The 21,535-nt window shown below is 70.4% G+C and carries 18 protein-coding genes and 2 tRNA genes; 17 read left to right on the top strand and 3 right to left on the bottom strand.

All coding sequences use genetic code 11. The annotated features are described in order from the left end of the window. Nucleotides 1–26: 26 nt before the first annotated feature. The 3 genes from ACWDA7_RS14665 to ACWDA7_RS14655 all read left to right on the top strand — a co-directional run bounded on the left by ACWDA7_RS14665 (nt 27) and on the right by ACWDA7_RS14655 (nt 3,221). On the top strand, nt 27–1,313 hold the full coding sequence (locus tag ACWDA7_RS14665) for a glutamate-5-semialdehyde dehydrogenase (RefSeq protein ID WP_450604535.1): 1,287 nt from the start codon (nt 27–29) through the stop codon (nt 1,311–1,313). A 121-nt stretch (nt 1,314–1,434) separates the two neighbouring features. Next, nucleotides 1,435–2,043: an SCO2584 family spore wall biosynthesis protein gene (locus tag ACWDA7_RS14660; protein ID WP_450604534.1), complete on the top strand. Its 609-nt coding sequence runs from the start codon at nt 1,435–1,437 to the stop codon at nt 2,041–2,043. A gap of 110 nt (nt 2,044–2,153) precedes the next feature. Beyond that, on the top strand, nt 2,154–3,221 hold the full coding sequence (locus ACWDA7_RS14655; protein ID WP_450604533.1) for an SCO2583 family membrane protein: 1,068 nt from the start codon (nt 2,154–2,156) through the stop codon (nt 3,219–3,221). A 1,071-nt stretch (nt 3,222–4,292) separates the two neighbouring features. On the opposite strand, the gene ACWDA7_RS14650 is transcribed toward ACWDA7_RS14655, so the two are convergent. Beyond that, nucleotides 4,293–5,429 carry a M48 family metallopeptidase gene (locus ACWDA7_RS14650; protein WP_450604531.1) on the bottom strand — a complete coding sequence of 379 codons (1,137 nt, stop codon included), beginning with the start codon at nt 5,427–5,429 and terminating at the stop codon, nt 4,293–4,295. 158 nt (nt 5,430–5,587) lie between these two features. Between ACWDA7_RS14650 and ACWDA7_RS14645 the strand changes: the two genes are divergently transcribed. The 10 genes from ACWDA7_RS14645 to ACWDA7_RS14600 all read left to right on the top strand — a co-directional run bounded on the left by ACWDA7_RS14645 (nt 5,588) and on the right by ACWDA7_RS14600 (nt 11,375). Next, nucleotides 5,588–5,746 carry a hypothetical protein gene (locus ACWDA7_RS14645; protein WP_450604530.1) on the top strand — a complete coding sequence of 53 codons (159 nt, stop codon included), beginning with the start codon at nt 5,588–5,590 and terminating at the stop codon, nt 5,744–5,746. A gap of 154 nt (nt 5,747–5,900) precedes the next feature. Next, nucleotides 5,901–6,056, top strand: coding sequence for a hypothetical protein (locus tag ACWDA7_RS14640; protein WP_359391010.1), 156 nt, complete (start codon nt 5,901–5,903; stop codon nt 6,054–6,056). Between the two features lie 82 nt (nt 6,057–6,138). Beyond that, entirely contained in the window at nt 6,139–6,801 is a 663-nt protein-coding gene (nadD, locus tag ACWDA7_RS14635; protein ID WP_450604529.1) for a nicotinate-nucleotide adenylyltransferase, read from the top strand. Between the two features lie 16 nt (nt 6,802–6,817). Continuing rightward, the gene (locus ACWDA7_RS14630) at nt 6,818–8,626 is read left to right on the top strand and encodes a LytR C-terminal domain-containing protein (protein WP_450604528.1); all 1,809 of its coding nucleotides are present in this window, start codon (nt 6,818–6,820) and stop codon (nt 8,624–8,626) included. Between the two features lie 111 nt (nt 8,627–8,737). Further along, on the top strand, nt 8,738–9,196 hold the full coding sequence (rsfS, locus tag ACWDA7_RS14625) for a ribosome silencing factor (RefSeq protein ID WP_450604527.1): 459 nt from the start codon (nt 8,738–8,740) through the stop codon (nt 9,194–9,196). Then, on the top strand, nt 9,193–9,861 hold the full coding sequence (locus tag ACWDA7_RS14620; RefSeq protein WP_450604526.1) for a histidine phosphatase family protein: 669 nt from the start codon (nt 9,193–9,195) through the stop codon (nt 9,859–9,861). The genes rsfS and ACWDA7_RS14620 overlap by 4 nt, the downstream gene beginning before the upstream one ends. Nucleotides 9,862–9,956: 95 nt before the next feature. Next, nucleotides 9,957–10,029: transfer RNA gene (locus ACWDA7_RS14615), tRNA-Ala, on the top strand. Nucleotides 10,030–10,696: 667 nt separating this feature from the next. Next, complete coding sequence (locus ACWDA7_RS14610; RefSeq protein ID WP_450604525.1) at nt 10,697–10,870, top strand: hypothetical protein; 174 nt, start codon at nt 10,697–10,699, stop codon at nt 10,868–10,870. Nucleotides 10,871–10,873: 3 nt separating this feature from the next. Next, a complete protein-coding gene (locus tag ACWDA7_RS14605) occupies nt 10,874–11,107 on the top strand; it encodes a hypothetical protein (protein ID WP_016643127.1) in 234 nt (77 codons plus the stop codon). Between the two features lie 195 nt (nt 11,108–11,302). Further along, nucleotides 11,303–11,375 (top strand) — tRNA-Ala (locus ACWDA7_RS14600). A gap of 117 nt (nt 11,376–11,492) precedes the next feature. Here ACWDA7_RS14600 and ACWDA7_RS14595 read toward each other — a convergent pair. Both ACWDA7_RS14595 and ACWDA7_RS14590 read right to left on the bottom strand, forming a co-directional pair. Beyond that, nucleotides 11,493–13,109, bottom strand: coding sequence for an NADH-ubiquinone oxidoreductase-F iron-sulfur binding region domain-containing protein (locus ACWDA7_RS14595; RefSeq protein ID WP_450604524.1), 1,617 nt, complete (start codon nt 13,107–13,109; stop codon nt 11,493–11,495). Next, the gene (locus ACWDA7_RS14590; RefSeq protein ID WP_450604523.1) at nt 13,109–14,413 is read right to left on the bottom strand and encodes a cytochrome b/b6 domain-containing protein; all 1,305 of its coding nucleotides are present in this window, start codon (nt 14,411–14,413) and stop codon (nt 13,109–13,111) included. Before ACWDA7_RS14590 ends, ACWDA7_RS14595 begins: the two co-directional genes overlap by 1 nt. A 461-nt stretch (nt 14,414–14,874) precedes the next feature. Here ACWDA7_RS14590 and leuS point away from each other — a divergent pair, with 461 nt between their 5' ends. The 4 genes from leuS (at nt 14,875) to ACWDA7_RS14570 (ending at nt 20,638) form a co-directional block, all read left to right on the top strand. Further along, a complete protein-coding gene (leuS, locus tag ACWDA7_RS14585) occupies nt 14,875–17,757 on the top strand; it encodes a leucine--tRNA ligase (protein ID WP_450604522.1) in 2,883 nt (960 codons plus the stop codon). A gap of 206 nt (nt 17,758–17,963) precedes the next feature. Continuing rightward, nucleotides 17,964–18,701: a hypothetical protein gene (locus ACWDA7_RS14580; protein ID WP_450604521.1), complete on the top strand. Its 738-nt coding sequence runs from the start codon at nt 17,964–17,966 to the stop codon at nt 18,699–18,701. Between the two features lie 72 nt (nt 18,702–18,773). After that, nucleotides 18,774–19,619, top strand: coding sequence for a DegV family protein (locus ACWDA7_RS14575; protein ID WP_450604520.1), 846 nt, complete (start codon nt 18,774–18,776; stop codon nt 19,617–19,619). 95 nt (nt 19,620–19,714) lie between these two features. After that, nucleotides 19,715–20,638: an SLBB domain-containing protein gene (locus ACWDA7_RS14570; RefSeq protein WP_450604519.1), complete on the top strand. Its 924-nt coding sequence runs from the start codon at nt 19,715–19,717 to the stop codon at nt 20,636–20,638. The last annotated feature ends 897 nt before the right edge of the window (nt 20,639–21,535 follow it).

Below are 21,535 nucleotides of genomic sequence, written 5' to 3'. Positions count from 1 at the left end.
TACGTCCGGCGCACTACCCTTCCTTCATGACCACGCTCTCGCCGTACGACTCCATGTCCCCGGTCGCCCGGGCGGCCTATCGAGCCCAGGCGGCCGCCGCCGACCTCGCGCCGCTGCCGCGGGCCGAGAAGGACGACGCGCTGCTCGCCGTCGCGGACGCGCTGGAGGTCCGTACGAGCGAGATCGTCGAGGCCAACGCCGAGGACATCGCCAAGGCCCGTGAGGCCGGCACCAGCGAGGCGATCATCGACCGGCTCACGCTCACGCCCGAGCGGATCCGGGCCATCGCCTCCGACGTCCGGGACGTGGCCGCCCTGCCCGACCCGGTCGGCGAGGTCGTGCGCGGTTCGACCCTCCCCAACGGCATCGACCTGCGCCAGGTACGGGTGCCGCTCGGCGTCGTGGGGATCATCTACGAGGCCCGGCCGAACGTGACCGTGGACGCCGCCGCGCTGTGCCTGAAGTCCGGGAACGCGGTCCTGCTGCGCGGCTCCTCCTCCGCGTACGAGTCGAACACCGCCCTGGTACGGGTCCTGCGCGACGCCGTGGGCGGCGCCGGGCTGCCCGCCGACGCGGTCCAGCTCGTCCCGGGCGAGGGCCGTGAGTCGGTCCGCGAACTGATGCGCGCCCGCGGCCTGGTCGACGTGCTCATCCCGCGCGGCGGCGCGTCCCTGATCCGCACGGTCGTGGAGGAGTCCACGGTCCCAGTGATCGAGACCGGCACCGGCAACTGCCATGTCTATGTCGACGCCCGCGCCGACATCGACATGGCGATCGACATCCTGATCAACTCCAAGGCCCAGCGGGTGAGCGTGTGCAACGCCGCCGAGACGCTCCTCGTCCACCAGGACATCGCGGCCCAGTTCCTGCCGCGCGCCCTGGACGCCCTCGCGGACGCCGGGGTCACCGTGCACGCCGACGAGCGGGTGATGGCCTACGCCAAGGACTCCCGGGCGACGGTGGTGGAGGCCACGCCCGAGGACTGGGACACCGAGTACCTCTCGTACGACATCGCCGCCGCGGTCGTGGACTCCCTGGACCGGGCCGTGCAGCACATCCGGCTGTGGAGCTCCGGCCACACCGAGGCGATTGTGACCACCTCGCAGCAGGCCGCTCGTCGTTTCACCCAGTTGGTCGATTCGACCACGGTCGCCGTGAACGCCTCGACGCGCTTCACGGACGGCGGGCAGTTCGGCTTCGGCGCGGAGATCGGCATCTCCACCCAGAAGCTGCACGCGCGGGGACCGATGGGCCTGCCCGAGCTGACCAGCACCAAGTACATCGTCACCGGCGACGGGCACGTACGGCGCTGAGCGGGCGCTCAGTCCTGCGTCAGCCCGCGTTCCCTGGCACCCACCTGTGAACGCGTCTCGGCAGGCGGATGAATTTCCTTACCGTCTGCCCAAATTGACCCCCCAGGTCTACTCTGGATCCGTGCCGGAGGACGTGGGGGGCACGCCGTTCGACGACGGCCGGGAGCCCGACGACGACCGCGACCGCGGAGGTATGGACGAAGAGTTCGCCTCCGTGGTCTTCGACGAGGCCTTCGTCCGGTCGGCCGCGGTCCACGAGCCCACGGCCGTGGAGAGACTCCTCGCCGCCGCCCAGGCCCGCGCCGAGGCCCAGGAGGCCGAGGCACGCCGGGCGCACGCCAGGGGCGCTCGCGGCGACGACGAGCGCTATGAGGACGGATTCGGCCCCGACGACGGCTTCGGTCGCGGCCCGGATCTGGACGACCTGGACGACGCGGAGATCCTCGAGGGCCGCCACGGCGCGCTGGGGCTGTACGGCAGGCGATACGGCAAGGGTGCACGCTGGCATCGCCCGGTCGCCTGGATGCTCGCCCTCGTGATGGGCATAGGCATGGTCGCCCTGGCCTTCAGCGCGGTGTACCGGGGCGCGTCCTCGGGCCGCCAGGAGCAGATCCCACCCCCTGCCACGACCGGTGTGAAGCAGGGCCAGGAGTCGAGCGCCGCCACGGCTCCCTCGGCCTCCGTGGACCCCTCGCCCCCGGCGTTCTCAGCGGTTCCCCGGACGCCCTGACGCCCCGGACAACGGTGTTCGACTTTCGTTCGAAAACCTGGTGAGAACCTGTCAGAACTTGTCGTGTACCAGGGCGTTTACCTGAGCTCCCGGAGACCTACTCTGAAGATATGGGCGGGCCTGGAGACCCACCTGAGGGGACACCCGAGGGCGCTCCCGGTGGTGGCGAGGACGAGTACCGATCCGTCGTGTTCGACGAATCGTTTGTGCGGGCTGCCCGCCTCCAGGAGTACTCGGCGCGGGAGCGGATGGCCGACCACGCCCCGGCCGTACGGCGCCGCCCGGCGCTGCACCGGGGCCTGTCCCGGCAGGCGCTGCTCCTCGTCCTGCTGATAGCCGTCGCCTTCGGCACCGCCGTCTACATGGGTGTACGCCACCCGTACCCGGCCCCCAGGGTGCAGGCCGCCGAGCCGCTGCATATGACGGTGATCCCGCTCGCCCCCCAGTCCGCCGTCCCCGGCTCCCCCGACGCGGAGGCGCTCTTCGCGCACAGCCCCGCCGCCCAGTTCCGCGTCGGCGCCGAGGGCATCACCCTTCCCGCCGCCCGGCGCACCGCGCACTTCTCCGAGAGCCAGGTCGTGGCCGCGCTGACCACCGCGAAGGACTACCTCGTCGAGTCCTCGCTCGACCCCGCCGTCCTCACCGGCGGCGCCGTGCGCTCCGTCCGGGTCCTGCTCGACCCCCAGCAGCTCGACCAGTTCGACCAGAGTTTCGTCCACCCGGCGACGGACGGGCGGCACGCGGCCACCGGCTGGCTGATCCGCTTCGACCCGACACATGCCCAGCTGGCAGGACGCAACATCCGCGTCCAGGGCACCATGCAGGCGGCGGAGATCAACTCCGACACGATCGAGGTCAGCGCCGATCACACCCTGGTGTACGCGCTGAAGCCCACCGGCGGTGACGCGAAGGCTCGGGCCTCGCTGTTCACCGTGCGGCGCGAGATGACCTTCCGCTTCGACCGCGACGACCTCCGTATGCACCAGGCGGTGCTGGTGGTCTCCTACGTCCAGGCCGGTCCGCTCGCCTGCGCCCAGGACGCCGCCGACCACCTCCAGCCACTGCTCGCGGGCCAGACGGCCAAGGGGGGCGGCCCGCCCGGCACCAACCCCTACGCGACGGGCAGCGCCACGGCCCTGTGCGGCACCCTCGCGGCGAGCGCACAGCCGAAGGTCTAGCGGAGGGGCGCGGCCTGGGCTTCCGGGCCGCGGTGGAGGCATCCGATGACTTCCGGGAGGCGGGGCCCATGGCGGACCCTCCGTAAGCCATACCGGTCCCGCGGGCCCGGCGCACCCGTCGAACGGACCGTGGCGGCCCGGGAAGGGCTTGTGCGCGACGGAGCGTCGCCGCCAGGGATCTCCTGCCCTGGGCCGAGGCTTCCTGGCTCCCGACGGGGCCAGGGGGCGGTTGCCCGGGCGGGGGCCACGGGGCGAACCCGCCGGGGTCGAGGCGGCCGGGCACGAGGGCCCAGGCGCGGGCGGGAGCGCGTCAGGGGGTTTCTTGGTCTGAGCCATGGCTCCTGGCCCCGGGCAGGGCTGTGCGCGGGCGGGAGCGTCGTTGCCAGGGATTGGCGATTGCTCGCTGTGGAGTGTGCATGAGGGTGATTTAGCTAGATCGTGTGATGGTCGGCTCGCAGGGCTTGTAGTGCCCTGGATGGGGCGGGCTAGGGTCCTTGTGCGATTTGGGAAGCCGGGTGCGGTGCCGGCGTGCGGGGCCCCTGCTCCACCAGAGAGATGGTTCAGGGCGTCCCCGTCGCCTCTGGCCGCATCCATATGGCCAGGTCGTGAGGGACTCCGCCCTTGCGGGACCGGACCACGGACAGGATCCGTGTCGCCAACCGAAAGCGAAAAGCGGACGACCAGTACGCCCAAGACCGTTCGGGGCGTGCCAGTGCACGGGCTCGCTCCCGCTCACTGCCCAGGAACGGTTCTTGCCTGAGCCGTGGCCTCTTGGCCCGGGACAGGCCAGGGGTCAGCCCGGCGGGCCGCTTCGGCCCCGCCGGGATTGTGTGCGGACGGATCGTCGCCGCCGGGCGTTCCTGGCCCGAGCCGTGGCTTCCTGGCCCAAGGGCGGGGCCAGGGGACCAGCCGGCCGGGTCGAGGCGGCCCGGCAGCGCTTTGCGCCGGCGTCGCCACCAGGTGTTCCTGATCGCCGCGGCTCCGGCCCGCGCCGTAGCCCCTGGCCCCGGGCCGGGCCCAGGAGGACCGTCCCCCGGGCGAGGCCCGGATGGGCTCGGCGGTGCCGTCCGGTCAGGCGTCGCCCTTCTCTCCCGTGCTGCCCTCCTCGGGGGCCTCGTCGTCCGGGTGGGCGTCCTGCGGCTCGTTCGGGGCGTCCTTGGGGGCGTTGCTCGTGAAGCCGGCGAAGCCGCGCCGTACCCGGCCGCCGAAGTCGCCCGCGCCGCCCGCGAGGTCGCTGACCAGCTTCATCAGCGGGTCCTTGGACTCCTTCACGTCGTTCGCGTAGCTGGCCGCCGACTCCCGGAAGGAGCCCGAGACGGACGTGTCCTTGTCCTCGTCGCGTCGCTGGTAGTGGCCGTCCATGATCCGCTGGTGATCGCGGGAGGCGGCCCACTTCTTCAGCTCGGCCGCGCGGACCGTGGTGAAGGGGTGGCTGCGCGGCAGCACGTTGAGGATCTTGAGCACCGAGTCGCGCAGATCGCCTCCGGCGTCGTACTCCTCGGCCTGCTCGAGAAAGGCGTCCACGTTCATCTCGTGCAGGTGGTTACCGCCCGCTATCTTCATCAGCCCCCGCATCGAGGCCTGCAGATCCTGCCCGACCAGCAGTCCGGCTCGATCGGCCGACAGCTCCGACTTGCGGAACCACTCCCGCAGCGCGGTCACGATCGCCATGATCGCGAGGTTGCCCAACGGGATCCAGGCGACCCGGATCGCGAGGGTGGTGAGGAACAGCAGGATGGTCCGGTAGACCGAGTGGCCGGACAGCGCGTGCCCGACCTCGTGCCCGACGACCGCCCGCATCTCCTCCTCGTCGAGCAGCTCCACGAGCCCGGTGGTCACGACGATGATCGGCTCGTCCAGGCCGATGCACATCGCGTTCGGCTGCGGGTCCTGGGTGACGTACATCGGCGGAACCTTCTCCAGGTCCAGGATGTAACAGGCGTCCCGCAGCATGTCGTTGAGATGGGCGAACTGCGCGTCCGAGACCCGCACCGAGTCGGACAGGAACAGCAGTCGCAGGCTGCGCTCGGGCAGCAGACCGCTGAGTGCCTTGAAGACCGTGTCGAAGCCGCTGAGCCTGCGCAGGGCCACCAGGGCCGAACGGTCCGCCGGGTGTTCGTACGCGCGCGAGGAGATCCCCGGGAAACGCCTGCGCTGCCTGCTCGGCACGTGCTCGTGCCCGTTGTGCTCATGGCCGACGTCGGACATGTGTTCCCCCATGTGTCTGGTGACCACTGTGCGATTGATCATCGGGCCACCGCTCGAGTGATGGCTGCGCGGTGTGCGACGCCCGATGTGCCCCCGAAGCGGAGTCCAGCCTAGGCGGAGATACGGTGGCAGGGCAGCACACTGTTAGGAGCGATCCCATGGAGCACATTTCCGCCGCCTGGCTCACCGAGGCCGCGGTGGCCGCCGACCGGCAGGGCCCGGGCAATCTGCTCCGCGTCGTGCTGATCGTGATGGTCTTCGGCACGGCCCTGACCGCGTGGTTCCTGCTGCGGGGCTACAAGCGCAAGGACCAGTGACGAACGCGACGGCTCTGCAGCCGCACGGCCCGCTGCGTGACCGGCCGGGCAACCGGCTGCCCCGATGGCGGAGTCGGCGTGATCGGCGCGCAGGCGCCCGCATACGATGAACTGACGTCTTTATCCCGCCCACACCGGATAGGTACTGCCGAAGATGAGCTTCCACAGCACCGCTGCCCAGTTGGCCACCCTCGCCGAGGGCGAAGGCGAACGCCACGCCAGCATCAGCCCGTTCATGACCGGCGGAGGGGCCTTTGTCATCCTGCTCCTGCTGCTGTGGATCACCACGCGCTTCAACCGCGACCGCTGAGTCCGGCAAAACGCCTGGTCCGGGCCGTCCGTGGGGGACCGTCGGCCGGGTTCCGTCGGCCGGGCCGGTAGGGTCTGCACGCATGGGAGAGCAGCACATGCCCACCGGTCCGGCGAATGGCCCGGGATTCGGACCCGGAAGCGGGCCGTCGAACCCGGGCAAACGCCGCCTGGGCGTCATGGGCGGGACGTTCGATCCGATCCACCACGGGCACCTCGTCGCGGCCAGTGAGGTCGTCGCGCAGTTCCACCTCGACGAGGTGGTGTTCGTACCCACGGGACAGCCGTGGCAGAAGACCGACCGCAAGGTCTCCGAGGCCGAGGACCGCTATCTCATGACGGTTATCGCCACGGCCGAGAACCCCCAGTTCTCGGTCAGCCGGATCGACATCGACCGCGGCGGTCCCACCTACACCACGGACACCCTGCGCGATCTGAAGGCCCTCAATCCCGACACCGACCTCTTCTTCATCACCGGTGCCGACGCGTTGAGCCAGATCCTCACCTGGCGCCACACGGACGAGTTGTTCTCCCTGGCGCACTTCATCGGCGTCACCCGCCCTGGTCACACCCTGACCGACCCGGGCCTGCCCGCGGGCGGTGTGTCACTCATCGAAGTTCCCGCTCTCGCCATCTCCTCCACAGACTGCCGTGCGAGAGTCGCCCAGGGCGAACCCGTCTGGTATCTGGTGCCGGACGGTGTGGTGCGCTACATCGACAAGCGGCAGCTGTACCGCGGCGAGTGAGCTGATAGGGGCACCGGTGAACGACCGATACGACGGGTACGCGGGCGGCGACCAGTATGAACTCGTCGGCTACGACGAGTTCGGGCAGCCTGTGTACCAGCAGGTCCCTGCCCAGCGGACCCAGCAGGGATACGACCCTTACGGCACGCAGCAGCAGCCCCGGCAGCCCCAGGGCTACAGCTACGACCCGTACGGGACCGGTCCGCAGCAGCAGCCCCGGGAGCCGTACCAAACGGGCCGGCAGCAGCAGGTGCCGCCGCAGCAAACCGGCCGGCAGCGACCCGTGCCGCCCCAGCAAACCGGCAGGCAGCCGTCCGCCCCCTCGTACGACCCCTATGCCCCGTACGGGAACACCGCCCCCGGCTACGACCCCTACGGGCAGACCGCCGCGAGCGGGCAGCAGCCGCGTGTCACGGAACAGACCGCCTACATCCCGCAGCAGACGGGTCCGGACGAGCGTGGATCCGGGCACACGGACGGCCCCGCCGGTTTCAGTGGCGGCCCGGACGGCCGAGGGGACACCCCGCCTCGGATGCAGCAGCGCGGTGACCGTGACTACCACACCGAGCAGTTCGCCTTCGTCGAGGAGCCGGACGGCAACTCCGAAGACGTCATCGACTGGCTGAAGTTCACCGAGAACCGCACGGAGCGCCGCGAGGAGGCCAGGCGCCGGGCGCGCAGCCGGATCGTCGGCCTCGTCGTGGTCCTCGCCCTGGTGGCCGTCGGCGGCGTCGGCTATCTCTGGTACGCGGGCAAGCTGCCCGGTACCTCCTCGGACCACAAGTCCGGCAGCACGACGCCGGCCGCCGGCGCCCAGAACCGGGACGTCATCGTCGTCCATCTGCACAACACCAAGGGCGGCGGCACCTCGACCGCGCTGCTCGTCAGCAACACCACCATCAAGCAGGGCGCCACCGTCCTGCTGCCCAACTCCCTTGCGCTGACCTCGGACGACGGGAGCACGACCACCCTCGCCAAGTCGGTCGCCGACGACGGCTCCTCCGGCACCGGCGATGCCATCGACTCGGTCCTGGGCACCAAGATCGAGGGCACCTGGCGCCTGGACACTCCGTACCTGAACAACCTCGTCGAGCTCGTCGGCAACATCGAGGTCACCACCGACACGGACGTCCCCGACCCCGACGCCAAGAAGAAGGGTGGCGCCCCCCTCGTGCACAAGGGGGAGGACCAGACCCTCAGCGGCAAGATGGCCGTCGCCTACGCCACCTACCGCGGTCCGGGCGAGTCCCAGGACGCCCAGCTGGCACGGTTCGGGCAGGTCATGCAGGGCGTGCTGCGCAAGCTGTCCTCGGACCCGCAGGCCGCGACGATCACCGTGCAGACGCTCGCTCAGATCCTCGACCCGTCCCTGAACGACAAGGACCTCGGCACCTTCCTCGCCAAACTCGCCGAGCACGCCAAGGACGGCGACTACAAAACCGAACTGCTCCCGGTCCAGTCCGACGGCTCGATCGGCGAGAAGGCCACTGACACGGTGGTGAAGACCTTGCTCGGCGGCACCGTGAAGAGCCCCCAGGCCGGGGACGCCGTCCGGGTCGGCATCAAGAACGCCACCGGTTCCAAGTCGTCGGCCGAGCAGGCGCGGGTCGTCCTCGTCAACGGCGGTTACACCTTCCTCGACGCCGGCACCGGCACCGCCCAGGTCGCCTCCCAGATCATCTACGCCGACGACGGCGACAAGGAGAACGCGATCGAGGTCGCCAAGACTCTGGGTCTGCCGACCAGCTCCGTCAAGAAGGGCAAGATCGCCGGCAGCGCCGACGTCTCGGTCGTCCTCGGCCAGGACTACAAGCCGTCCTCGTGACGCGGGCCACACCCCCGGAGGGCGGGGGTGTGCTCCGTTAATCACGTGGGGTGTCGTCAGCGGTCCGTGAGACCCTTGAGGTATCACTGACCGCCGAAGGAAAGCCTCGTAGTGACCGCAACGGACCGTTCTCTCGAGCTCATCACCACCGCCGCCCAGGCGGCCGCCGACAAGCTCGCGCACGACATCATCGCCTACGACGTCAGCGACGTGCTGTCGATCACGGACGCGTTCCTGCTCGCGTCCGCGCCCAACGACCGCCAGGTCAAGTCGATCGTCGACGAGATCGAGGAGCGGCTGAACAAGGAGCTCGGCGCCAAACCGGTGCGCCGGGAGGGCGACCGCGAGGCCCGCTGGGTGCTGCTGGACTACGTCGACATCGTGGTGCACGTCCAGCACAGCGAGGAGCGCGTCTTCTACGCCCTGGAGCGGTTGTGGAAGGACTGCCCCGAGCTCGAGCTGCCCGCGGACGCCAAGGCCACCCGGGGCAAGGCCGCCGAGCACGCCCGGCTACGGGCCGCCGAGGACGCCGCCGAGCTCAATGCCGATCTGGGCGGGGAGCTGCGGTGACGGCCCGGGGCGCCGGCACCGGCGAGAAAGGCCGGGGCCGCCGGGTCATTCTGTGGCGGCACGGCCAGACGCCGTGGAACGTGGAGCGCCGCTTCCAGGGCTCCACGGACGTCGAGCTGACCGAGACCGGCATCGGCCAGGCCCGCCGCTCCGCCCGTCTGCTGGCGTCCCTCAAGCCGCACGCCATCGTCGCCTCCGACCTCAAGCGCGCCGCCCACACGGCCGCCGAGCTGGCCGCGCTCACCGGCCTCGAGGTCACCCTGGACGAGGCTCTGCGCGAGACCTACGCGGGCGTCTGGCAGGGGCTGACCCACGAGGAGATCATCGTCCGGTACGGCGAGGAGTACGCCGCCTGGAAGCGCGGTGAGCCCGTCCGCCGCGGTGGTGGCGAACTGGAGACCGAGGTGGCCGATCGCGCCGCCCCGGTCGTCCTGCGGCACGCCGAGAAGCTCCCCGAGGACGGCACTCTTGTGGTGGTCAGCCACGGCGGCACGATCCGCACCACCATCGGCCGGCTGCTGGGCCTCGAAGCCCGCCACTGGGAGAGCCTCGGCGGTCTCTCCAACTGCTGCTGGTCCGTGCTCGGCGAAGGCGTACGCGGCTGGCGCCTTCTGGAGCACAACGCGGGCACGCTGCCGGAGCCGGTCCTCGGCGACGACGACTGACGCCTCCTCACCGCCACCGGGGCCCGGATTTCACTTTCCGGCAGCTCACAGGCTAAAGTTCTTCTTGTTCGCCCCGCCGGGCGGGAAGAACACAAGGGGCTATAGCTCAGTTGGTAGAGCGCCTGCATGGCATGCAGGAGGTCAGGAGTTCAATTCTCCTTAGCTCCACGGATCGACACTTCGAGTCATCGAAGATCGATAGAGAATCCCGTCCAGTGGGCGGGATTTTTTCGTGCCCTGTGTTTCACCTCACACCACGATCCGGCGCTCGGGCATCGTCGGGACGGGATGTGCGGGGCTGCTTCGCCTGCTGCGGACTGGCCGGGGACGCGGGGGAGTTGCTCGCCTTCGGCCTCGTGCCGGCGGCTGGTTCGGCCGCGATGCCCCCGCATGCGCTCGTCCTGATGCCGCGTCACTTCACGATGGGGCGCGAACGAGGGTGCTTGGCGCCGGTCCCTGCAACGGGCGCCCGGTCGCGATCTGCCCGCCCCGGAGCTGCCGGCCCGCTGCCCACCGGGCGCTCGTGCGCGGCCCGGGGAGGACTGCCCACTGTCGCTCCGGCGCTGCCCCGCGGGAGCTGCGTCACCCGGCTCGGCCCGCCGGCCGGGGCTCGCGGTCCTCGGGCCGATTCTTCTCGAATGGGCTTGAGTCACTTGGGGCCCCCGGGGCGTATACCTCTTCGGATGCGCCCCTCGTGTACATGGACGCGCTGGCCGCGACGGCCACGCTGGGCGCCGTGTCCGGACTGGTACGAATGCGTCGCTGACCGTATTGGCCCGGCCGTGGCAGAATCAAACGGCCGGAAGGGGGCGCGGCCCGACGGGAGGGAGTAGCGATGCCTGCGAGCATCCGCGGGGAGGTCCACGATCTCCTCGCAGTTGCGGTGACACGTCGGATAGCCACCCTCCTCGACTGCCCTTCCTGCGGCTCGTCCCACGTCGCACAGGTCCTCGGCGACAACGGCGGCATCTCCTACGTGTGCACGGCCTGCGGCCACAGTTGGAGCTGATTGATGGGTGCACACAGGCGGAAGTGCGACTGGTGCGGCAGTGGCACGCCGATCGTCCGCGACATGGAACCGGTCAATCCGGACTATCAGTACTGGTGCGAGGAATGCGCGCGGGCGCTGATCATAAAAGGCGACCCGATCGAGACCTATCGGGAACTGGAAGGGGAGCCGATCTACGGCCGCCTCCTGGACGAGCACTGCACGCTCAAACGCTTCTATTCGTTCGCCACGGCCTGACGGGCGGACGCTGGCCCGGACCGGTGACGTCGGCCGTCCGGGAGCGGCGTCAGCCCGTGTATCCGTGCGGGTGGGCCCGTAACCGCACGGACGGAAACGATTTGGTGTTCCACCCGGTGGACCGTGTAATGTTGGCGTCGCCGCCGGGGAAACCGGGCGACACGGTCAACATGCGGCTCCGCCGCGTGGCCGCGAGGGGCTATAGCTCAGTTGGTAGAGCGCCTGCATGGCATGCAGGAGGTCAGGAGTTCAATTCTCCTTAGCTCCACAAGACTTGAAGGCGGTCCATCCGATCGGATGGACCGCCTTCGGCGTGTGCGGGGCCCGTTCAGGGCGTCGAGGATGCCACGGGCCACCGCGCCCGGGGTGGCCCGTGGTCCGTGGTTCAGCGGCCGAGGGCGCGGCGTCCGCGGCCCTGCGACAGCACCGGCAGGTTGTTGCGCGCGGGCGCGCCGGAGCGGGTGTCCTCCTCGATCCGCAGCGCGAGCGCCGGGCAGCGGCGCACGGCCCGCAGCGCCTTCGCCTCCGCGTACCGGGGCACGGGCGCCTGGGCGACCGTGGGGAAGCCGTCGGCGCCCAGTTCGAAGACCTCCGGGAGGATGTCCGCGCACAGGCCGTGGCCGCGGCACAGCGTCCAGTCGACGAAGATCTTCTGCCGGCTGGCACCCGCCTCGGGCTCGGCCTGGCCACCGCCCGCGATGCCCGTGGGTGCCCTGCCGCCCTCGAAGAGCGGCAGCACGCCCTCCACGGGCCTGCCGCAGCCGTTGCCGAGGACATGGGCGGCCAGGTCGTCGGTGAAGGCCTTGATGGTCGATTCCAGGAACATCGCCGAGCCGTCCGGGTGCGAGCACGCACCGCGCCTCTTCACGGCCTTGGCGACCTGCTTCAGGGCTTCCAGGGCGGCCGGACCGCCGCCGTTCAGGATGTCCTCCATGCCGCGGGCAGCGGCGGGCAGACCGAGGTAGCAGGGCCCGCACTGGCCCGCGCTCTCCTCGGCCAGCCACTTGGCCACCTGCAGGGACTCACCCAGCGGGCAGGTCTCCTGGCTGATGGGCAGGATCGCGCCGGCGCCGAGCGAGCCGCCGACCGCGTCGAGGGAGTTGCGCGAGACGATCGCCTCGTTGACCGTCGCGGCGTCGATCCACTTGCCGTGGTAGCCGCCGGTCAGGACGCCCTGCGGGGCCGGCGGGGCACCGGCAAGCTGGAGCACGTACCGCAGCGGCACACCCGTGGGTACCTCGATCACCATGGGGCGGTTGACCGCGCCCGAGACGGTGAGCATGACGGTGCCCGGCTCCTCGTACAGACCGGTGTTGCAGTAGCGCTCGGCGCCGATGCGCGCGGCGATCGCCAGCTGGGCGAACGTCTCGGCGTTCGACAGCAGCGTGGGCGCGCCGCCGACGCCGCTCTGCGAGGCGCTGGTCTTGCGGCCCGGCGGGATGGCCGGGCCGCCGTCGATGGAGCGGATCAGCGACGCGGCGGCGCCGGTGACCATCCGCACCGGATTGCGCTGCACGCGCGCGCGTATGGGCGCGCCGCGCCGGTCGCTCAGCCCGCGCTCGGCCAGCGCCTGCTCCATCGAGCGCTCGGTGGAGGCCCGGGTCACGCCGACCACGAGCGTCCGCGCGCCGAGGGCCTCGGCGACCAGCAGGGCACCGTCCAGGATCAGGTGCGGGGCACGGTTGATCAGCACCGTGTCCTTGCGGCAGGCCGGCTCGTCCTCGCTGCCGTTGACGACGACCACCGGCCGGATGCCGCGGCGGATCGCCGACTCGGCGACCGACCGCAGTTTCTTGTGGAAGGGGAAGCCGGCGCCCCCGCGCCCCTTCAAGGAGATCTGCTCGGCCAGCTGTGCGAGCTGTTCGCCGCCCATCGGCTCGAGCGGGCCGTGCACCTTGAGGTGCATGGGCAGGTCGAGTCTCTCGACAAGGTCGAAGCCCGACGTGAGCTGCGGAAGTCCGACCACGCGGACTTCTGGGACGTCGGGCAGGGCCTCGTTCACTAAAAGCCTCCGGAAGGCGCGTTCCAGGGTTCGCCGGTACTCGGCGTGTCGTAGGCGCCGGGCAACGTCTCAGTGGCGGGACCGCTGTTGTACGTGTTGTTCGTGTTGTACGTGCCGTAGGGGCTGTTCGTCTCACTCGTGTCGTACATCTCACCCCCGCCGTACCCGTTGTAGCCGGAATTGCCATAGGCCGGGATGTTGTATCCGGTGTCCTGAAGCGGGTCGTACGCGGAGGGGGGCGCCTCGCCGACGGGCGGCGGGGAGGGGATCGGCCAGCTGCCCGAGGTGCTGTCGGCGCCGTCCATCCGCGGCATCGCCTGCGTGGGCTGCATGTCCATCGGCGGGTTCGTGCGCTGCGTCGGGTCGGGCGTGACCGGGCCCTGGGCGCGCGGGGTGGCCGACATGGCGCGGTAGGCGGCCGCGAAGCCGTTTCCGGGCTCGGGGGTCATGGTGCGGGCCGGAGGGGCGTCGTAGAGCGGCGCGGAGGGCTGCTGGGGGATCAGTCCGCTGTCGGCGCCGGCGCGGCCCGCTGAGCGCGCTCCGAAGCCCGCCATGGCGGCAGCCGCCTCCGCGTTGCGGGCGCGGCTGGCGTCCAGCCCGTCGCGTCCGGGCCTGTCGTCGGTTCCGACGATGGCGAAGATCCGGTCGGCCACCTTCCGCTTGACCGGGCGAGGCGCCGCGCGCAGGGCCAGTGCCGCCATGACGCCGAGCAGGCAGAGCTCGTACGACACCGTGAAGAAGGGCTTCGCCGCGCGTCCCGCGTACAGGCCGTGGATCAGCGCGGCGCACCAGGACGGGTAGGCCAGCATGTGCATCGCCCGCCAGCGGGCCGCGACGGGCGCCGGGGACGCGAAGGCGCCGCGCAACGCGCCGGTCACCCCCACGAAGATCATGAGCAGACCGGCCAGAGAGCCGAGGCCGATGAGTCCGGCGGAGCCGCTGACGCCGAGGCTGAAGGGGATCAGTGCGGCGATCAGCACGGTGTGGTCGAGTGCCAGTTTGACGGTGATGTGCACCAGGAGGAACGCGATCGAGGCGACTGCGGTCGTCCGGTGCACGGCCTGGGCGACGAGCCGCTGGCGGATGTTGAGGAAGATCCGGTCCTGGGCGACGAGCCCCCAGATCACCGAGCAGCTGAGCGAGACGAGCGAGAGGACGCCCGCTCCGAAGTTGAGGAAGTCACGGACTGCGTTTCCGCCGGCGAGCACGATCACTGGTATCAGCAGCAGTACGACAGCCGTCCCCATGCCGTAGGCCGAGCGGCCCGGCTTGGGGAGCGAGCTGTTACTACGAGGAGGGTTCATGGGGGCAACTCCGAACAGTTTCGGGAAGGCGGTCCCGCTGCCGCACTCTAAGGGGCTCCAAACCGGGCAGTACGTGGTTTGAGTTATTGCGTTGTTATCAAAGGGCAACGGGGTGGGTAGCGATGTCCGATTAGCTGTCGTTACGCGAAGTAACATTTGAACCTTGTTCAGCCTTTCGTGGCCTTCACAACTCGACCGTCGGTGACTGAGTACGGCTGGGTCCCGTGTTGGGTTCACTGCGGTCCGCTACCGAGCGTGCCGCCGGGAAGCCCGTCGCGGTGCGCTCGGGCGCTGGGGTACCCTGACGCCATGCGTGCCGTACGCCTTCTGCTTAGCGGGCCGCGCTGATCAGTCCCGACCGCCGGACGTAACGGATGGTCGGAATCGGCGCGGCGTCCCCTCCTGTGCGAGGGGCTTTTTCATTTCCGCCGGCAGAGACGATCGATGGAGCTTTGAGGATCATGAGCGAGACGAACCCCGCTGTCGCCGCTGCCGTATCGGCGGAGACCGCGCCGCACCGCTACACGGCTGCCATGGCGGCCGAGATCGAGGCACGCTGGCAGGACTTCTGGGACGCCGACGGCACCTACGAGGCGCCGAACCCGAAGGGCGACCTGGCCGGCGACCCGGAGCTGGCCGCCAGGCCCAAGAAGTTCATCATGGACATGTTCCCGTACCCCTCCGGTGCGGGTCTGCACGTCGGTCACCCCCTGGGCTACATCGCCACCGATGTGTTCGCCCGGTTCCAGCGCATGACCGGCCACAACGTCCTGCACACCCTGGGCTTCGACGCCTTCGGCCTGCCCGCCGAGCAGTACGCCGTGCAGACCGGCACGCACCCGCGCGTGTCCACCGAGGCCAACATGGAGAACATGAAGGTCCAGCTGCGCCGGCTGGGCCTGGGCCACGACAAGCGCCGGTCGTTCGCCACGATCGACCCGGACTACTACAAGTGGACGCAGTGGATCTTCCTGCAGATCTTCAACTCGTGGTACGACGACGAGGCGCGCAAGGCCCGTCCGATCGCCGAACTGATCGCCCAGTTCGAGTCCGGTGAGCGCGGCGTCCCGGGCACCACGCGCGCGTGGAACGAGCTGAGCGTCGCCGAGCGCGCCGACGTCCTGGGCGAGTTCCGCCTGGCCTACGCCTCCGACGCGCCCGTCAACTGGTGCCCCGGCCTGGGCACCGTCCTGGCGAACGAGGAGGTCACCGCCGACGGCCGCTCCGAGCGCGGGAACTTCCCCGTCTTCAAGGCCAAGCTGCGCCAGTGGAACATGCGCATCACCGCGTACGCCGACCGACTGCTGGAGGACCTGGAGGAGCTGGACTGGCCGGAGGCCATCAAGCTGCAGCAGCGCAACTGGATCGGCCGCTCCGAGGGCGCCCGTGTCGACTTCCCGATCGACGGCGAAGCGATCACGATCTTCACCACCCGCCAGGACACCCTGTTCGGCTCCACCTACATGGTGCTGGCGCCCGAGCACCCGCTGGTCGACAAGTTCACCCCGGAGGCCTGGCCCGAGGGCACGCACGCGGTGTGGACCGGCGGTCACGCCACGCCCGCCGAGGCCGTCGCCGCCTATCGCGCCCAGGCCGCCTCCAAGTCCGACGTCGAACGTCAGGCCGAGGCCAAGGACAAGACCGGCGTCTTCACGGGCGCGTACGCCACCAACCCCGTCAACGGCCAGAAGGTCCCGGTCTTCATCGCCGACTACGTCCTGATGGGCTACGGCACCGGCGCGATCATGGCCGTCCCCGCGCACGACACCCGCGACTTCGCCTTCGCCCGGGCCTTCGAGCTGCCGATCCGCTGCGTCGTGGAGCCGACCGACGGCCGCGGCACCGACCCCTCGACCTGGGAGGACGCCTTCGTCTCGTACGACGCGAAGATCGTCAACTCCTCCGGGGAGGCCGTCTCGCTTGACGGTCTGAACGTCGCCGAGGCCAAGGCGCGGATCACCGAGTGGCTGGCGCGCAAGGGCATCGGCGAGGGCACCGTGAACTTCCGCCTGCGTGACTGGCTGTTCAGCCGTCAGCGCTACTGGGGCGAGCCCTTCCCGATCGTCTACGACGAGGACGGCGTCGCCCACGCGCTGCCCGAGTCGATGCTGCCGCTGGAGCTGCCGGAGGTCGAGGACTACTCGCCGCGCACCTTCGACCCGGACGACGCGGACACCCAGCCCGAGACCCCGCTGTCGCGCAACGAGGAATGGGTCAACGTCACCCTGGACCTGGGCGACGGGCCGAAGAAGTACCGTCGCGAGACCAACACCATGCCCAACTGGGCCGGTTCGTGCTGGTACGAGCTGCGCTACCTGGACCCGCACAACGACCAGAAGCTGGTCGACCCGGACATCGAGCGCTACTGGATGGGCCCCCGCGAGGGCATGCCACACGGTGGAGTCGACCTGTACGTCGGCGGCGCCGAGCACGCGGTGCTGCACCTGCTGTACGCGCGGTTCTGGTCGAAGGTCCTGTACGACCTGGGGTACGTCTCCTCGGCCGAGCCGTTCCACAAGCTGTTCAACCAGGGCATGATCCAGGCCTACGTCTACCGCGACAGCCGCGGCATCGCGGTTCCGGCCGCCGAGGTGGAGGAGCGCGACGGCGCGTACTACTACCAGGGCGAGAAGGTCAGCCGGCTGCTGGGCAAGATGGGCAAGTCCCTGAAGAACGCGGTCACTCCGGACGAGATCTGCGCCGAGTACGGGGCCGACACGCTGCGCCTGTACGAGATGGCGATGGGTCCGCTGGACGTGTCGCGGCCGTGGGACACGCGCGCGGTGGTCGGTCAGTTCCGGCTGCTGCAGCGGCTGTGGCGCAACGTGGTGGACGAGACGTCCGGTGAGGTCACCGTCGTCGACGTGGAGCCCGACGAGGACACCCTGCGGGCGCTGCACAAGGCGATCGACGGAGTGCGCCAGGACCTGGAGGGTCTGCGGTTCAACACCGCCATCGCCAAGATCACCGAGCTGAACAACCACCTGACCAAGACGCAGGGAGCGGTGCCGCACTCGGTCGCCGAGGCCCTGGTGCTGCTGATCGCGCCGCTGGCCCCGCACATCGCCGAGGAAGTGTGGCGCCGGCTGGGCCACACCGACTCGGTCGTCCACCGGGACTTCCCGGTCGCCGACCCGGCGTACGTCGTGGACGAGACCGTGACCTGCGTCGTCCAGATCAAGGGCAAGGTCAAGGCGCGGCTGGAGGTTCCCCCCTCGATCTCCGAGGAGGAGCTGGAGAAGGTGGCGCTGGCCGACGAGAAGGTGGTCGCCGCGCTGGACGGCGCCGGGATCCGCAAGGTGATCGTGCGCGCGCCGAAGCTGGTCAACATCGTCACCGCCTGACGGCCGCGGTCGGCCAAAGGGCCCGGTCCGGGCCCTCTTCCGCTCCGTCCCGGCCGCCGGGACGCGGACAGCACCGAACGGTTCCGCCATATCGGGGTACTTCCCTACGGGCGGGTTCGGGGTTCTTCCGGAACCCCGAACCCGCCCTTTGCGTTTACCGTGAAAGAGGCGCAGCAGCCGCCACCGCCGGCCGGAGGAGGAGCGACGTGGAATCCGTGTTGACCGTCATCGTGCTCCTGTTCGTGCTGTGCGTCGTGCTCGGGGTTTACGCGACGGTGAAGGCGATCGGCGCGGCAAAACGCGGTGTCGACCGTACGATCGCGCAGGCCCGCCGCACGGTCGAGGACACCGCTCTGCGCGCCAGGACACTTGCGCAGATCGGACCGGCGGGCGAGGTCGCCGGGCTCAGGCTGACACTGCGCACCTCGATGCGTGCCACACAGGACGCGCTGCAGGCGGGTGCCGTCGAGGACGCGTCGCTGAAGGAGTCGCTGCACCTCTTCCACCGCCTCAGCGTGTACGGGCAGGAACTGGACGCCGAGCTCAAGCGCCTGGAGACCGATCCGGACCGGCGGGCGATGGCCTCCCGGCTGCCCGGACTGCGCGAGCGCACCGAGCGGATCACACACTCCGCGGACTCGCTGCGGTGGGCGGCACACGACCGGGCACGCCGGTTCGCGGACGACGACCTGGACGCGCTGAGCGCACAGATCGACGTGGAGGCCGGCGCCCTGCGGCACTGGACCAAGGAGCAGCCGACGCCGCCCGCCGTGACCTGGCCCGAGGCACCGGACCCCGGGGTCGCGGCCGACGGCGGCCAGACCTGGCCGGAGACACCCGAGTCCCGTGCGGTGCGAGGGCAGGCCCGGCCCGCCGTCGGGTCGTCCGGACAGCGTGCGGCATACCCCTGGCAGAAGAAGCCGCGCCCCGAGAGCACCCGGTGATCCGGTCAGGGGGAGCGAAGGTCGGAGGGGCCGGACTGCCGCCCGTGCGGTCCGGCAGGTAACCTCCAGCTCATGTCCCGCCATGTCGCGATCGTCACCGATTCAACGGCCTACCTGCCGCCGCGGACGATGGAGCGCCACGGCATCATCGCGGTGCCGCTGACCGTGGTCCTGGGCGACCAGGCGCTAGAGGAGGGCACCGAGATCTCGGCCCGCTCCCTGGCCCAGGCACTGCAGAAGCGACGGCCCGTCACCACATCCCGGCCCAGCCCCGAACTCTTCGCAGAGACCTATCACAAGGTCGCCGAGACCGGAGCCACCGACATCGTCTCGCTGCACCTGTCCTCCGAGTTCTCGGGCACCTACGACTCCGCCGTGCTCGCCGGGCGAGAGGCTCCCGTGCCGGTGCGTGTGGTCGACACCGGGATGGTCGCGATGGCCCTCGGCTTCTGCGCGTTGGCCGCCGCGGAGGCCGCGGAAGCGGGTGGCTCGGTCGACGAAGCGGTCACGGCGGCGGAGAAGCGGGCCGCGGGCACCTCCGCGTACTTCTACGTCGACACCCTCGACTATCTGCGGCGGGGCGGCCGGATCGGGGCCGCCCAGGCACTGCTGGGCTCGGCGCTCGCGGTGAAGCCGCTGCTCCAGCTGACCGACGGGCGTATCGAGTTGCTGGAGAAGGTGCGGACCGCGTCCAAGGCCATCGCCCGTCTCGAGGAGATCGTGGCCGAACGCTCCGGCGATGCGAAGGTCGACATCGCGGTCCACCATCTCGCCGCACCCGAGAGGGCTTCGGCGCTCGCAGACCGTCTGCGCGCAAGAGTGCCGGGCCTGGCCGAACTGCATGTGAGCGAGATCGGCGCCGTGATCGGGGCGCACACGGGACCGGGGCTGCTGGGGGTCGTGGTGTCGCCTCGGTGACGCTTGCGGGTGACGAAGTTGTCCACAACCAGGTGGTAATCCCCGGAATTTGACCAAGATCACCGCGGTCGGGCGGCTTGCCCGATCCTCGGCGCATGGCACTTCGATCACGCACACGTACAGCGACTCCCACCAGCGGTCCCGGCCGCGCCCCGGGCTCCGACGGCCGCACGCACCACCGCCTGCGGCACTCACGCGGGCGCAGCCGAGGGCACCATCACACCCCGGACGCCGACGCCCTGCGCCTGCGAGCGCAAGCGCTCTTCGCCGAGGGGACGACGGAGGGACGGGAGTCGGGAAGCGGGCCGCCGGGCCCGGACCGGGACCCGGGGGCGCCACGGACGAGCACGACATCGGGAAGCGGGACGGGCCGGCTGCTGACGGTCCCCGTGGATCCGCTGCCGGCGCACCGGTCCCACGTCGCCGCCCCCTCCCACACGGCCGGGGACCCCGACGCCCCCGCGTACGAGCCGGCGGCCGACAGGTGGCGGGATCGGGTCGGCCTCGCCGTGCGCGAGCGGATGCCGCTGTGGCTGCAATCGAGGTGCGGGCTGGAAGGCCGGAGCGTGGCCGCGCTGAGCGTGCTGCTCGTCGCCGCGGTGGCCTTCGCCGCGCAGCACTTCTGGACGGGCCGGACACAAGAGGTCCGGGCCCCCGAAGTGGTGCGGGCCGCAGCTTCCTACGGAGAGCCGGACGCAGAGCGCCCCAACCGCGCCTCCGGCCCGGGTACTTCGAACGGGCCACCGCCGACGGGTGGGACGGGGGCGGGGTCCGGGCAGGCCGCGGAGGTCGTCGTGGACGTCGGCGGCAAGGTGCGCAAGCCCGGGTTGCAGAGGCTCCCGGCCGGATCCCGGGTGGTGGACGCCCTGCGGGCGGCGGGCGGAGTGCGCCCCGGCACGAACACCGACGGCCTCAACCGTGCCCGGCTCAAGGTTCTGACGGCCGACAGGAGCGCCCAGCCAGCCCTGCTGCCCTACAGGGCGGCCCTGCGGTTGATGGCGTCCCACCGAGTGGTGTAGAAACGCGAACCGCACAAGCGCCCATGCAAGGGCCTTCGCGGCGCCTTGGCGGGACGCCACCCTCTGCAGTCCGATGACCTGTCATGGTCGGGGTCTGGGCCTCGATGGTTGGGGTTCTGCTGGGCGTGATTGGGGCTGCGTAATGGCCTTGGTCGCGCCCGTGGTCGGCCTGGACCGGCCTGCGTGACCGGCTGCGCATCCGCCCCACGACGAGCCGTTGCGCAGGCTCTGCCGTGGTCGGGGCTGTGGTCGGGGCCTGGCCGAGGTGGGCAGGGCGGTAGAGCCCCCGTGGTCGGGCCCTGCGCAATGGCGGTACACGGTCGGGGTGCCGGTGTGGGCGTGGGTGCGGAAGAGGCCGCCGTCACCTTCTGACCTGGCTGGATGGAAACATCTCCTGAACCAACTCTTGCAACATCTCTCGCATCAACTCTTGCACTATCTCTTACGCGAGCCTTTCGGCCGACCTCACGTCTGTGCAGGTCACCACGCCTGTCACGGCATGGTCGGGGGTCTGACATCCCCCTATGCGCCTCTCGCAGCCTCCCCGAAGCAAGGAAAAGAGAGAGTGGGGGCGGGCTGGGCAGCGGTCGGCGCGGCGGGGGATCGTGCGGCCTGGAGGTGTTGCGCGTCGGCGGGACCTCCGCGCTCCGCGCCGGGCCAGCCCGGCACACCAGGGGCAGGGGCAGGTGGCGTCCCGCTGAGTGGGTGAGAGCGGACAGCGCAAGATAGCTCTGTCGCGAGTTTAGACCATGCCTGACCAGCAGAAATCAAGCGATCATGTTCGGTTGAGGCACGGCTTCTCAGCTTGATGTTTAACCTCGCTGCTGTTTCAAGCGGACGTGTTCGGTGAGGGTTTCGGCTCGTTTCACGGTCTTCCCGGGCTCGTGTCGTGGTGCT

Source organism: Streptomyces sp. NPDC001156, from assembly GCF_053598275.1.
The sequence above is the reverse complement of the archived record's forward strand: the minus strand, read 5'-3'. Positions and strand labels throughout refer to the sequence as shown.

Coding starts and splice junctions, on each gene's coding strand:
- ACWDA7_RS14665 (WP_450604535.1), top strand. CDS start 27: ATGACCACGCTCTCGCCGTACGACTCCATGTCCCCGGTCGCCCGGGCG.
- ACWDA7_RS14655 (WP_450604533.1), top strand. CDS start 2,154: ATGGGCGGGCCTGGAGACCCACCTGAGGGGACACCCGAGGGCGCTCCC.
- ACWDA7_RS14650 (WP_450604531.1), bottom strand. CDS start 5,429: ATGTCCGACGTCGGCCATGAGCACAACGGGCACGAGCACGTGCCGAGC.
- ACWDA7_RS14645 (WP_450604530.1), top strand. CDS start 5,588: ATGGAGCACATTTCCGCCGCCTGGCTCACCGAGGCCGCGGTGGCCGCC.
- ACWDA7_RS14640 (WP_359391010.1), top strand. CDS start 5,901: ATGAGCTTCCACAGCACCGCTGCCCAGTTGGCCACCCTCGCCGAGGGC.
- nadD (WP_450604529.1), top strand. CDS start 6,139: ATGGGAGAGCAGCACATGCCCACCGGTCCGGCGAATGGCCCGGGATTC.
- ACWDA7_RS14610 (WP_450604525.1), top strand. CDS start 10,697: ATGCCTGCGAGCATCCGCGGGGAGGTCCACGATCTCCTCGCAGTTGCG.
- ACWDA7_RS14605 (WP_016643127.1), top strand. CDS start 10,874: ATGGGTGCACACAGGCGGAAGTGCGACTGGTGCGGCAGTGGCACGCCG.
- ACWDA7_RS14590 (WP_450604523.1), bottom strand. CDS start 14,413: ATGAACCCTCCTCGTAGTAACAGCTCGCTCCCCAAGCCGGGCCGCTCG.
- leuS (WP_450604522.1), top strand. CDS start 14,875: ATGAGCGAGACGAACCCCGCTGTCGCCGCTGCCGTATCGGCGGAGACC.
- ACWDA7_RS14575 (WP_450604520.1), top strand. CDS start 18,774: ATGTCCCGCCATGTCGCGATCGTCACCGATTCAACGGCCTACCTGCCG.
- ACWDA7_RS14570 (WP_450604519.1), top strand. CDS start 19,715: ATGGCACTTCGATCACGCACACGTACAGCGACTCCCACCAGCGGTCCC.